General features: G+C 50.2%; 12 protein-coding genes. 6 read left to right on the top strand and 6 right to left on the bottom strand.

Translation table 11 applies throughout. The features are described from left to right. The 5 genes from EA392_11300 to EA392_11280 all read right to left on the bottom strand — a co-directional run. On the bottom strand, window positions 1-3,091 hold a 3,091-nt coding region (locus tag EA392_11300), incomplete at its 3' end, for a hypothetical protein (protein TVR38010.1). Window positions 3,092-3,727: 636 nt separating this feature from the next. Beyond that, window positions 3,728-3,967, bottom strand: coding sequence for a membrane protein insertion efficiency factor YidD (gene yidD / locus EA392_11295; protein ID TVR38009.1), 240 nt, complete (start codon window positions 3,965-3,967; stop codon window positions 3,728-3,730). Window positions 3,968-4,070: 103 nt separating this feature from the next. Further along, window positions 4,071-4,517 carry a DUF1573 domain-containing protein gene (locus tag EA392_11290; protein TVR38008.1) on the bottom strand — a complete coding sequence of 149 codons (447 nt, stop codon included), beginning with the start codon at window positions 4,515-4,517 and terminating at the stop codon, window positions 4,071-4,073. Window positions 4,518-4,636: 119 nt separating this feature from the next. Continuing rightward, entirely contained in the window at window positions 4,637-5,107 is a 471-nt protein-coding gene (locus EA392_11285) for a GNAT family N-acetyltransferase (protein ID TVR38007.1), read from the bottom strand. Between the two features lie 2 nt (window positions 5,108-5,109). Next, entirely contained in the window at window positions 5,110-8,283 is a 3,174-nt protein-coding gene (locus EA392_11280) for a hypothetical protein (GenBank protein TVR38006.1), read from the bottom strand. A 45-nt stretch (window positions 8,284-8,328) separates the two neighbouring features. Here EA392_11280 and EA392_11275 point away from each other — a divergent pair, with 45 nt between their 5' ends. The 6 genes from EA392_11275 to EA392_11250 all read left to right on the top strand — a co-directional run bounded on the left by EA392_11275 (window position 8,329) and on the right by EA392_11250 (window position 13,257). After that, window positions 8,329-8,718, top strand: a complete 390-nt coding sequence (locus tag EA392_11275; protein ID TVR38005.1) for a hypothetical protein — start codon at window positions 8,329-8,331, stop codon at window positions 8,716-8,718. 118 nt (window positions 8,719-8,836) lie between these two features. Further along, the gene (locus EA392_11270) at window positions 8,837-9,766 is read left to right on the top strand and encodes a hypothetical protein (protein TVR38004.1); all 930 of its coding nucleotides are present in this window, start codon (window positions 8,837-8,839) and stop codon (window positions 9,764-9,766) included. 11 nt (window positions 9,767-9,777) lie between these two features. Further along, window positions 9,778-10,227, top strand: a complete 450-nt coding sequence (locus EA392_11265; GenBank protein ID TVR38003.1) for a hypothetical protein — start codon at window positions 9,778-9,780, stop codon at window positions 10,225-10,227. A 68-nt stretch (window positions 10,228-10,295) separates the two neighbouring features. After that, entirely contained in the window at window positions 10,296-11,120 is an 825-nt protein-coding gene (locus EA392_11260; GenBank protein TVR38002.1) for a hypothetical protein, read from the top strand. Between the two features lie 59 nt (window positions 11,121-11,179). Next, window positions 11,180-12,127 (top strand): cytochrome-c peroxidase, encoded by a 948-nt coding sequence (locus tag EA392_11255; protein TVR38001.1) that lies wholly within the window; start codon window positions 11,180-11,182, stop codon window positions 12,125-12,127. A 29-nt stretch (window positions 12,128-12,156) separates the two neighbouring features. Continuing rightward, window positions 12,157-13,257, top strand: a complete 1,101-nt coding sequence (locus EA392_11250; GenBank protein TVR38011.1) for a cytochrome-c peroxidase — start codon at window positions 12,157-12,159, stop codon at window positions 13,255-13,257. Window positions 13,258-13,360: 103 nt separating this feature from the next. Here the strand turns inward: EA392_11250 and EA392_11245 are convergent. Further along, the coding region (locus tag EA392_11245) for a T9SS C-terminal target domain-containing protein (protein ID TVR38000.1) at window positions 13,361-13,633 on the bottom strand (273 nt) is incomplete at its 5' end.

Raw genomic sequence — 13,633 nt, 5'->3', positions numbered from 1 at the left:
TGGTACCTCCACCAATCTCAGCAATCTTCCACTCGTAGTCGAGTATTGACAATGCGGACATGGTTTGCGGAGAGGCACCGATGATGTCTTCCAACTGGAATCCACTTTGGTTACAGGCATACAGCGGGTTGCTGGGGTTGTCTTGCACCTGTGCAACAGGGAAGGACTGAACGCCCACGAGGAAGCCACCTGCACCAGTGGTGCCAGTTGAAGCCTGAACGCGCACCACATAGGCTCCGGGGTCCAGGTCGAGTAACAGCTCGGTTTCAACTCCACCGGCACCGGCGTTGTTGAAGCAAGCTACTTCGGTGCCACCGCAAGCATCCAGTACCTGTACCACAGCGTCGAATCCGCTGAAAGGATTTACAGTAACAATGTAGTGGTTGGTGCTGGAAGCGGTGAATGTATAGTACACATCACCACCGGTTGCACCTGCACACGATGATGTACCCGAGTTTTGTGAAGGGAATACATTACCCAGGGTGTTGCTGGTGGTTGGCCATGCAGGAACCGAGAGGTTTTGAGCGTTCGCACACTCATTGTTTGGTGCGAATGGTTCGCAATCAACTGCAAGCTCAAAGTCTCCGGTGTTGGTGCTGAAACCTGTTACGTAGATGTAGTAGATTTCGCTTGAAGAGCCCGTCCAATTTACAGTTGACAAAAGTCCGCTGAAGGAGCACGAAGCGTCATCATTACCACCAACGCAGCTAAAGCTACCACAGCTACCGGTGTAAACGGCCATCTTGGTGTCGAAACCGAAGAATCCGCTACAGGTAGATGCAGTCATGAAGCCATCAACACCTTGTACGGTGTACCAAACACCGCCGCTGGTGCTTACTGAACCTGAGGCACCGCAGAATCCGGGAGGTGCTCCAGTTGTAGAACTCGCCGTGGTTGTTCCAGGTGTTACGCTGTTGCAGCCCACCATAATGGCGTTTGCACATTCATCATTTGGCGGAGGACATGGACCGGTACTGAAGTTACCGAGATCTGCGTCGCAGAGGTTGTCGTCGTTATGGATAATTCGGATGTTCACTACATCGCCAATAGTATAAGGCCCCATGCTGTAGTTTTGTAGAGCAGATACAGCGGTGAACACAGTAGTTTCGCCTCCACTATTTACGTTTTCAACAATGTCAACATTGGGGGCATCACCCAGGTCTGTGAGTTCTACACTTACGGTAAATGAGTTGGTTGAGCAGTCCTCAAACAAAGCAGTAAGCGCCGCTGGAGGAGTACAAGGCAAGCAGATTATCTCCCATGCCCATGGGGTGGTGCAACAAAAAGATCCGGCTTGACAACTTACACTGAAGTCTGAGGCAATCTCCATGAAAAGGTTGCCGGAAAGCGACAATACGGTCAATCCTGCAAGGTTACCTCCGTTGTTGCCTGAATAAAGCAGCGTTCCGGTATTATCCAGACCGTCGTATATAAGGATATTATCGCAGCATGACTCGATTCCACCAGCGGTGAATGACATTTCAAGCGGGTCGCCTGTGCTCGAGGTGTACGAGAAGGTGGTGAGGTCATTATTGCCGTAGCAGTGACCGTCTGTGAAAGTTTGTCCGCATGTCACAACTTCAGGACAATCACCCGAATTTGTGTAGCTTCCAAGGGATATGCTGCAGGATTGGTCATCGTTGTGGATGATATCTACATCAACTGAGGTTCCGAAAGCATAGTTGCCGAGATTGTACACGCCCGGAGTTGTAACACCGCTTTGCCCCATTCCTACGCTGGGTATAATGTCAACAGAGCTTGCATCACCCAAATCGGTCAGGTCAACCAAAATGAAAAATTCGTCGTTTGTGCAGTCTTCAACTACCGAGGCAGTAGCAGTCGGAGAAATGCATTGCGGACAATCTATCTCCCATGCCCATGGGGTGGTGCAACAAAAAGATCCGGCTTGACAACTTACACTGAAGTCTGAGTCAATCTCCATAAACAGGTTACCTGAAGCTGAAATGACAGATAAACCTGCGAGATTTCCGCCGTTGTTACCTGAGTATAGCAGTGTTCCGGTATTATCCAGACCGTCGTAAATGAGGATATTATCACAGCATGCTTCGATTCCGCCAGCGGTAAAGGTCATTTCGAGGGGATCGCCTGAAACTGAAAAGTAAGAGAACGTCGTTGGGTCGAAATTGCCGTAGCAGTGGTTGTCGGTGAAAGTCTGGCCACAGGTCACTGGAATAGGGCAATTGCCTGAATCCGTGAAGCTGCCTAAAGAAAGATTACAGTTTTGGTCATCATTGTGGATAATATCAATATCCACGTTGGTACCGATAGAATAAGGCCCCAAACTGTATACTCCGGTGGTGTTTACACCTGTAATGCTACTTCCCGAACTTGGCACGATATCCACCGTAGATGCATCCCCCAGGCTGGTCAAATCTACTACTATTGAAAATTCATTGTTGGCGCAGTCATCCGCAATACTTACGCTTGCAATAGGGTTCAGGCATGGAAGGGTCACACAGCTGATTTCAGCCGCAAATCCCGCTCCCGTTACAGAACCGTCAGAGGTAAGTCTGATGGTCAGCGGGCCTGATGTTGATGTGAGAACAGGTGGTAAAGTGGTGCAATTCCCATTGAAAAGTTGAGTTCCACTTGTTCCTGCACCATCAAAAACGGTTACAAAATCGCAGCAGCATTCCAGCTGAAAAGCCGTAAAGGTTAGTTGAACAGCTTGCCCGGGCGTATCGGGATTTATTACCGTAAAACCATTGGCATTGTTCCCGTAGTTTCCTGTGAGGTCACCGTGGTCAGCAATGACACCACTACAAGTAGTTATAGAGTTGCTTCCTGAAAAAGGAACGAGATAGTCTGCCGGGGTAGGAGGTACAAACTCCACGAGGCTGAATGTTCCGGGGCAAGGGCTTGGTGGCGAAGGCCAGGTGTCGAACATGATAAAGTACTCCGTACTTGCTGCAAGCGATACAATCAAGGATTTGCTGCTTGCGCTGCTTTGTACGTGTCCTACGCATGTGCCGGTCAGCGGGCATCCTTGGTACACCATTATTCCAGACCATGTTCCCCCACTGTAACTTATTTCATAATCAGCGCTTGTAGCTGGGGTAAATGAGTACAACGCTTCTATTCCACCGTAATACGAACCACTTCCACAAACACTTGCAACGTTCGTTGAGGTGATTTGATTACTTGAATTACAAACCAATGCCTGGTTATTTACAGGAACCGACGGGATGTTAATCGCATCTCCGCAAGGATCCTGTGCCGCAACCGTACCGGATGTGACGGCATTTAAGCCAATTCCTATTACCATGGCGATCACGGCTTGTAGGGTCCGATGTAGTAACTTCTTCATAATTATTTATTTTGGTTAAAAAAAGAAAATGTGTGATATACTGAGGTGAGAATATCCTTGATTGAAATCGAAGCAAGACGCGGGCCCTTCTCGAGGTTGTATTCTACGCCGCACAATGAATAGCGCAACTTTGTAGAGTCCTTCCTGAAGGGATCCGCATACGCTTATGTGAAGTCGCAGTGTCAACAGAATAGAGATGGATATGGCACGAATGTACGGGTTTTGTCGCTGAACGCAAGAAAAGCATCGATGTAATGACGTTTTTTTTTTCAATTTGAGTGCGCTGCTGATGTGTTTTATGCTAAAACAATTAAAGGGCACAATATCATGTAGATATGCTTTCGTTATTGGGGGCGGACCTGTTCAAAATACCGGTTTTCTGGCCAACCCTTGCACGCATTAATCTTTGTTTTTGGGTCGTGGCGGTACAGGGTCATAGCCGTGGGTGCCCCAGGGGTGGCATTTGGCAATGCGTTTCGCGCCCAGCCAGATTCCTCTCAAAGGTCCCCAGGTTTGAATCGCCTCAATGGTGTATTGCGAACATGAGGGCTGGTGGCGGCAGGTATTGCCGAGCAGGGGAGAAAGGGTGTACTGATACACCCGCACCGGAAAAATGAAAAGCCAGTTCAACCACTTCATGCCGCAAAAGTACGGCAAGCAAAAATGGGAGGGGATGGCCGAGGTGAAAACAAAAAAACTGCCCCCTTTGCAGAAGGCAGTTTCAGTGAAATATTGTTGAGGATTACTCGGCAACAGGAGCAACTGCAGACCGCTCCATTACAGGAGAGGTAGCTCCTGACTCGGCAGCAAGTACAGTTCCTTTGATGCGCAGCACCTTTGAAGGAGCGTTGGTGGCATTGGAAGTAATGGTTACCGCTTTGTTGATGGGACCCACGCGCTTGGTGTCATACTTAACCTTAATCACCGAGGTAGCGCCCGGCATGATGGGCTCCTTGTCGTAAGAAGGAACGGTACATCCGCAAGATCCTTTGGCCTGAGAAATGATGAGAGGCTCGTTTCCGGTATTGGTGAGTGTAAACTCGCACACACCGTTTCCGTGCTGCTCAATTTCGCCGTAATCGTGAACTTCTTTGTCAAATTCAATAACCGGACCTGCGTTTACGGCTTGAGCCTGAAGACCCACTGCCGCTGTGAGGAAAATACCGAGGATAAAAAGTGCCTTTTTCATGGTTGTCGTTTTAATTGTGCTTCACAAATGTAATGCAAGGTTTGGGTGTTGGGTTTAGATTAACAAATACTTAACAAGGCTCGTGCCACGGCAGTATTTGGCACCCAATAATGACGTTTTCAATTGCTTTGGGTTGGTTTGGGTCGGAGCATTTCGATGTGCGGAATACCGTCTTCCAGGTAGGATTTGCCGGTGTGATCAAAGCCCAACGCGCAGTAAAAATCACGCAGATAGGTTTGTGCCGAAATCCGGACGGAGACATTGCCAAAACGTTGTTGTATTTCATGCAGACATTGCAGCATCAGCTCTTTACCAAGCCCTACTTTACGATGACTTTCTGAAACCGCCACGCGTCCGATCGACACTTCAGCATAGCTGATGCCATGGGGCACGATTCGCGCAACCGTCACCACGCGGCCTTCGGTTTTTCCAAAAACATGGATGCAATCGGGGTCTTTGCCGTCAAGCTCGGGATAGGGGCAGTTCTGCTCCACCACAAACACGTCTATGCGCAACCGGAGCAAATCGTGCCATTCTTGCAACGAAAGTTCAGGAAAGGGCAGGGCATGCCATGTTATAGGTAAAGGCATGGTCAATGGCGGGGCATTTCTACAGTTCTGATTTCTGCCGGATCGAGGTAGGCCAGGTGCAATGTACAGTGATAGCCCATTTGGTTGAGTACGGCACCGTATTGGGTCAGTTGTTTTTCGTGTTCGGCGCGAAAGCTTCCTGTTTTGAAATCCACAATGGTGGCGTGATTGTCTTTGAGAATCACCCGGTCGGGGCGCAGCGTGCTGCCGTCAGGCAGCAACACAGGATGTTCGGAAAGGGTGTGATCCGGGTGCCGAAACCATTTTCGGGCCTCAGGAAGCTCGAGCAATTGCTCTACCTGTTTACGGAGCAGGGCAACCACTTCTGCGTTGGCAATACCACTCGTTTCAAAGTGAGCAAGCACCTCATTCAGGTCTTGCACCGATTGCATTTCGGCCAGCACACGATGGCACAGGCTACCCATCTGGCGTGCGTTGCCTGAAAACTGTCCTTCCGACAATTCTCCCGATTCAAAGCTGATTTTTAGTCTGTCGCGCCAGTCCGAAGAGGCACATACAGGAACCACATTGCTGCTTTCCGAAGGGAGTTCTCTTATCTTGGGCCTCTTGCGCGCACCAATAACCTCGCCTTCCTCGCTGTAGCCGAGTTGCGGTAAGGCCGCCATCAGCCATTCTGCAATGTTTTTGGGCGCACCTTTCGGTTCCTTTCGGTGACTGATGATGTGCAAACGTTCTTCTGCCCGGGTGGTGCCCACGTACAAGAGGTTGAGGTTGTCCAACCGTTGGCGTGAGCGCTCGGCATCCATTTGTTCCTGAAGCACCGAACCCTCAAGGCTTTTGGTGAACCCGGTAAGCATCACAGGGGGTAAATCGCTGCCGGTAAAAAGTTTCAGTTCAGGGGGTGTATTTGCCCAGTATTCGGCGTTGTTGATGCTAAAGGCCCAGTCGGCAAAGGGCATGATTACCACCTTGTATTGCAGTCCTTTGGATTTATGGATGCTGGTAATACGGATGGCATTGACATCTTCGGGCAAACTGATGGATTTCTGGTCGCGCACCTTGTCCCACCACGCGAGAAAAGCCGGCAGGTCATTTCCTTTAGACGCCGCAAAGTCAAGTACATGTTGCGCAAAAAATGACCACTGCGGACCACATTTTGGCTCCATCTTCAGGTTCCTGAGGATGGTTTGGCACATGTCGAACAGACTTTGCCGCAACAGCAGGGAAGAGAGCCCGGGTAATTGGATGTGCCCCATAAAGCCGTTGACATCGGCCATCAGGATTTTAGGATTTTCGTTATCGCGCCGGATAAAGCGCTGCATCGTGGCATGTCGGTTTTCAGGTTCCAGGTATTCGTCGGCCAGCATGAGCAGCAGAGCCATGGCGTGCTGGGGGTTCAGCGGGTCGGCCAGATGACGCATGGCACCCACGATTGTGGAAACCACCACGTCGTTTTCAACCAGTAAACTTGACTCAGAAACAACCTCGTAGCCTTCCTTGCGAAGATGTTGCGCTACGATTCCCTGGGTTTTGCGGTCGCGGAGCAGCACGGCAATATCCCTGGGCTGGTATCCGTCTTCTTCGGCCTCTTTGACGAATTGCAGCGTGAGCTTCAGGTATTCGGGGTGTTTCTCTTCATTTTTACTTCCTTCCACAAAGTGAAGTGTCACAAGGCCGGTGCCCTCATTTTTCACAACTTTTTGTTCGCAGCCTTCAAAGATGTTTTGGTGTTCTTCGTGCAGATACTCCTTGAGTTCAGGATAGAGCTTGTTGTTGAATTCCACAATCACCTTGTCCGAGCGGAAGTTGGAATCGAGAGTAGTAGCCTGGTGATGTGCGCGCAGCACCTGTTCGCGGGTGGCGGTAAGGGTTGTGTTGTCGGGCGGATACAATTCAGGCAAACGCGAAAATTGCTCTACTTCACCGCCCCGCCATCGGTAAATGGCTTGTTTTCCATCTCCTACCAGCATGGCAAAACCTCCTGTTGACAGAACATCCGTGACCAACGGCAGGAAATTGCGCCACTGTGTAACGGAGGTGTCCTGGAACTCGTCAATCATCAAATGCCGAATGCGCTGACCGATGCGTTCGTAAATGAAAGGCGCGGGTTCTTCAGTAACTACGTCGGAAATAAGCTGGTGAAAGTCGTCCACAAAAAGCAGGTTGAGGTCTTCTTTTTCCATGTGGACGGCCTCCGAGAGTTCGCGCATGAGCATAAGCCTGAAATATCGCTTTATCATTTCCAGCGCCACCACGTATTTACCGCTATCTTTTTCGATGTGCGCCACAATATTGAGCAGGATTTCTTCAAATTGCGGACTCAGCTCTTTCACCAACGCGCTGTTGGGCCCTTTTCCGCTGAAATCAACTCGTTCCAGGGCTGTGTTCACGTATGAATTTGGCAGCAGGGTGTACCCTTTGTGGAACACTCTGCGGAAATAGTTGCCAAGGCCTTTCGAAGCGTAGTGGAAATCGGCGTCTGTGAGTTTGTGCGTGTTGATTAAGTCCAAGCCTTGTTTAGCGAAGGTCTTGACCGTTGCTTCGTATTTCTTGCAGGCCTTGTGCAGCGCCGTTCGGGCTTCGGTGAATTGCTCGAGGGTGAGTTTGTCCAGTTCATCAGTGAAGTCTGAATCTTTGGTGAGTATGGCGCTTTTTGCAGTTGCAAGCAGTTGATTGCCAACGTTCCACGACTTATTTTCATCCAGCAGGTACTCTACGAAGTCAAGCATAATCTGCGTAAACACTTCGTCGGAGCCCACCCTTCGGAAAACTTTCTCTACGGCTGTTTCCACCACGGGATCATTGTCGGTATCTACTGAAAAATCGTGTTGCAGAGCCAAATCGCGCGAAAAGGAGCGAACCAGGCGGTGCATAAACTGGTCAATGGTTCCGATGGCAACATCTCCGTATTGGTGCAGCATGGCGCGCAGGGTGTTTTGGGCGCGGATTTGCAACTCCTCAGTGCTGAGGCTCAGCTCGCTGCGTAGATGCACGGCCATTTGAGATTTGGTGTTGCCCTCAGAAAGGGATTTCAATTCCCTGAAAACACGCTCTTTGAGCTCAGAGGCCGCCTTGTTGGTAAAGGTGATGGCCAAAATGTGTTTAAAGGAATCGGCCCTGTTGGAGCGCAGGCAAAGCCGCAGGTACTGCTGAACCAGGGTGTAGGTTTTTCCGCTTCCGGCCGAGGCACGACACACTTGTAAAATTCCACGCATGGCATAAAAGTAGTGTTTTGGAAATGCAATTAATTTGCCTTCAGGGTGTATTTTTGTCAGGTGATTACCACGCGACTTATATCCGTATTGGTTTTGTGGGGTTTTTGTTTTTCGCTGCTCCACAATTCGGTGGTGTTTGTGTCTTTCAAGCTGAATCAGGCTTTCATCGCCGAAACCCTTTGTGAAAACCGCCAGTTGCCCGAAATGCAGTGCAACGGCTCATGCCAGCTCAAAAAGCAACTCATTCAGCACAACGAAAAAGAACCCGACGCACCTCGTGAATTCCGGTTTGATGAATTGTCGCCTTCTTTGATAAGCGATAAAATGCCCTCACCTTGCGCCACGTGCATTGAGGAACCCCGATTGCCTGTATTTCCCAAAAGAGCACCTTGTACAGGGTACCTTTCGGACGTATTCCATCCCCCAACTGTTTAGGACCCCTTTATTGTGCACCGACATGTTCTCATATTGAAGGAACGCGTAAGGTGTGCTCCATTCATTCTTTGAGTCCTGAACCTTGTTTTGCCTTTCGGGCGAAACGCAAAATCACTTTATGAAATACTTTGTTGGGTGCTGGCTGCTTCTGTTGCCGGTGCTCTCATCGCAGGCTTGCGATATATGTGGTTGCTCCGCGCAAAGCACCTCGCTGGGTTTTTTACCCGGTGAAAACAATCATTTTGTGGGCTTTCGGTACCACCACCGTAGGTTTTTCAGCGAACATCCACCGGTGTATGCTGCCGCCGGCGAATCGGATACCCGCGATGTTTTTCACACCTATGAATGGTGGGGGAGATGGGCACCACACCGGCGCTTGCACATCTTTGCTTTTGTTCCGGTGAATCACGCGGTGATGAACGGCGATGACTACAGAAGCATCATGGCGGGTGTGGGAGATATCTCATTGCTGGCCAATGTGCTGCTGTTGGATGAGTCGCAAAACGGAATCGGAGGCCGGTTTTCACAAAATCTACTGGTGGGCGGTGGTGTAAAGTCGCCAACGGGCTCATTTGGTGCGATAGATGCAGAGCGACAGTTGATTCTTCCCAACATGCAACCCGGAACCGGTTCGTGGGATTATCTCTTTGTGCTCAATTACCGCGTGAAAACCGGTAATTACGGTCTCAATATCAATGCGTCGTATCGTTACAATACGCCTAATGAACAACGGTATCAATTTGGCAATCAAAAGCTCATCACAGTGGATGGGTTTCGCACCATTGAAACCGAAAAGTGGCTTTTCATTCCGCAAATTGGAGCGAGGGCCGAGTGGATCGGACAAGACTACAGCAACGCAAGCCGTGGAGACCTCAACCCGTATTCGGGCGGCCATTTTGCGTTCGCGTCGGCTGCGCTCGACGTGTACCGCTCTAATTGGGGACTCACAGCCCGCGCTGACTTGCCCGTAGCCCAGCATTTTGCCCAGGGCTACATCCAACAACGCTTGCGGTTTACCGTTGGCATTCATCTTTTGTTTAATAACTAAAAATCAATACCATGCATTTTAAGAATCTTCCTTTTCTCATTTTCAGTTTGTTTATTTTGGCGAGTTGCGGCAAAGAAGGTTGCAAAGACCCTGCTGCCACCAACTACGACCCCGACGCCAAAAAAGACGATGGTTCTTGCGTGTACCCCACAGCCGAGCTCAAGATTCACAGCCCTTCCAATCACGCCATGTTCAATGCCGGCGATACGGTGCACATTCACGCTGTGGCCACCCACAATGAAATACTGCACGGTTGGAATATTCACTTGGTGAATACATCTTCAGGAGATACCGTGTTGTTTAAGCACGCCCATGAGCACGGCACCACGCTTAATATTGATGAGCACTGGGTGAACGATGTAACCCAACATTCTGATATGAATCTCACCATTGAGGTGATGCTGGATCACGGCGGAAATGAGATTCAAAAGTCAGTCAACTTTCATTGTCACCCTATGTAACATGAATCACAACACTTTCAATGCTCCGCCGTTATCTTTGGGATTATTGTGCGGAGCGTTGAGGGTGTTTGGGTACATCTTCATCTTCGGTAAAACGTCAACTAATAAAAATTGCCATGAAACACCTCCTTTACCTCGCCTTGTTTGCCGTTGTGCTTGTGTCGTGCAAAAAAGACAAGCCCGATCCGGATCCTATTGACCCTGCCGGGCAAACTACCCTGCGGATAAAAATCAACACATTCTATGAGAATGAGCCCCTGGTATTCGGCCAGACTTATCACAACATCACCAACTACAGGGTGAATGTTGTGGATCTCAGAATGTACCTCGCACACATATACGGGGTTCGGGCAAACGGTGAAACAGTGTCTTTCAGCGATATTGAATTTGCCAATCTTACCAACGGTGAGGTAACACTTTCATTGGGAACTGTGCCTTCGGGTAATTACAGCGAATTTGGCTTCGGACTGGGGGTGCCCGAGGAAATGAACAGTCCGGCAAACCCCAATTTCAGCATTGCGGTATTTAGCAGCGACCATCCCCTGAGCCAAAACAACGGCATGTACTGGACCTGGCAGACAGGCTACCGGTTCGTGATTTTTGATGGCAAGTACGACACCGATCCTGACGGAACAGGGCTGCTTATTCCCGGCTATTCCTTCCATACGGGAAAAGACGAGTCGTACCGAAATGTGGTTTTCCAAAATACTTCATTTACGGTTGAGGCCAACAAACAGAACACGGTGTATCTCGACCTGCACGTAGATCGCTTCTATTATTCGGAAACCGACACAATTGATCTCGCCGTGCACAACCAGAGCCACGGCACCAATCAGCAACTATCAGACCGCGTAAGCGATATCATAACGCAGGCAATTAGTTTCAGGGAGTGAGGTTTGGGGCGTGGATAGCAGTATTGTTTTTGTTGGCTGCTTGCCAGCGGGAACCTGTATTGCAGGAAGCTGGGCTGGATGCGCCTTTCCTTCCCGAAATCCCACCGGGTTTTCCGCCCATGCCTGTGCCCGATGACAACAAGCTCACCATAGCGCGCGTGGAATTGGGCAAAAGGTTGTTTTTCGACAAGCAGTTGTCCTCCGATTTTTCGATTTCCTGTGCTTCGTGCCATGAACCCGAACGGGCTTTTGCCCACAACGTTGCGGTGAGTCCGGGAGTGGGTGGGGGCATGGGAACGCGCAACGCTCCCACGCTGGCCAATGTGGGTTACCAACAGGCCTTTTTTGCTGAAGGGGGCATTCCTACCCTTGAACTTCAGGTGATTGCACCCATCACCGAGGCACATGAAATGAACATGACCTTCGAGGAACTCACAGAAAGACTGGCCAAAGATGCTACCTACCTTGAGGCCTTTGAACGGGCCTACGGAGAAATTTCGGCAGCAAATATCGCAAGGGCTTTGTCTTCCTTTCAGCGTACACTGATCAGTGGAAACTCTCCATACGACCAGCATGTGTACCAAGGCAAAGACGTATTGAGCGAGGCAGCGCTGCGAGGCATGGAGTTGTTTTTCAGCGATGAAGCGTCGTGCGGAAATTGTCACAGCGGTCATTTGCTCAGCAACGAGGGTTTTGAAAACATTGGTTTGTACCAAGATTACGCCGACCCCGGCCGAATGCTGCTCACAGAATTACCCGAAGACGCCGGAAAGTTTAAGGTGCCCACTTTACGCAATGTGGCACTCACGGCACCCTACATGCACGATGGCAGCATGGAAACGCTGGAAGAAGTTGTGGAGCACTTTAACCAGGGTGGAGCAGAGCACGCCAACCAAAGCGAATGGGTGCGACCTTTGAACCTGAGTGAACAACAAAGGGCCGATTTGGTTGCATTTTTGCACACCCTGACGGATATGCGTTTTATCGGGAAATTTGATCAGCCATGATGAGAGCTTTGACTTACATAGGCATTATGATGCTGCTTTTCAGTGTTCTGGCCTGCAAGCGAGACAAGCCCGACCCCGATCCCATTGAACCAGGTACACCTTCGGGTTGCAATACCTTTGATTACAGCAATACAACACCCTATCAGCTCGACATTCCACCGTTTATCCCGCCCATGAATATACCAACCGACAATCCGCTGACCCAGGAGGGTGTGGAACTTGGGCGATTCCTTTTTTGGGATAAATCGCTGTCGTCAGACGGAACCATTTCCTGTGGAAGCTGCCACTTGCCTGAATTTGGATTTTCCGATCCCAATACTTTCAGCACAGGAGTAGGAGGGGCCATGGGTACGCGGAACTCCATGGCGCTTGTAAATCTCGGTTGGGCCAATTTTTTCTTTTGGGATGGACGCGCAGTTACCCTGGAGGAGCAGGTATTTCACCCGATACTCGACCCCGTTGAAATGAACGAATCGGTGCAAAATGTAGTGCAAAAAGTGCAGTCAAACCCGATGTACCCCCCCATGTTCGAGGCTGCCTTCGGAACACAATGTGTGGATAGTGCGCGCATCGCCCGATCGGTTGCCCAGTTTATGCGAACACTCGTTTCTTTCAACTCCGATTTCGACAAGGCCTACTACGGAACCAGCGTCACATTTACTCCTGAACAGTGGAATGGACTGGAGCTTTTTCTCAAGGAAGGCGGCGATCCGGCAGATGGTCTCGGTGGGCAGTGGGGCGCGGATTGCTTTCACTGCCACGGGGGTAGTTTTACCTTTTTTACCGACCACGAATTGCACAACAACGGGCTGGATTCCATTTTTACCGATCCAGGCGCCTATGCCGTTACGGGCAACCCTATGCACCTCGGCCATTTTAAAACCCCAACGTTGCGAAATATCGCCAAAACCGGCCCCTATATGCACGACGGTCGTTTTGCCACCCTTGAGGATGTGGTGGAGCACTACAACAGCGGGGGTGTGCCCTCGGCCACCATCGACCCCTTTATGAAGTACACCCAGGGTGGGCTTCAGCTCAGCGACTACGACAAGTTTTGCCTCATTGAATTTCTCAAAATGCTAACCGATGAGGATTTTATGGAGAATTCCTCTTTTCAGGATCCGCATTGATGAGGTTAATGATTTTGTTACTATAGGCAAAATGACAAAGCGTGATGTGCATTTCTGACTGTTCTCTTTATCACGCCAAAGTACGTGGAGGCTAAGGCCACCCCTACTCCTGCACCACCACCTTTTTTACTACGGGCGTGCGGCCGGGGGTGTTAAGGTGCAGCAGGTACATGCCCGCAGGGCCAAAGCGGCGTGCATCCAGCGTGTGGGTTTCATGCGCATTTTGCAATACCTCGCTGTACACCTGTTGCCCGGCCAGGTTATAGACCTTCAGCTCACTGCCGGGGAGTAGGGCGCTGCCGCTAAGGGTGAGGTGTGCGTTGGTGGGGTTGGGGTGGATGGAGAACAAGAGGTCACTCTGGACATTGCCGGCATG

This window comes from Cryomorphaceae bacterium, assembly GCA_007695365.1.
In the GTDB taxonomy this organism is placed as follows: domain Bacteria; phylum Bacteroidota; class Bacteroidia; order Flavobacteriales_D; family SKUL01; genus SKUL01.
The sequence above is the reverse complement of the archived record's forward strand: the minus strand, read 5'-3'. Positions and strand labels throughout refer to the sequence as shown.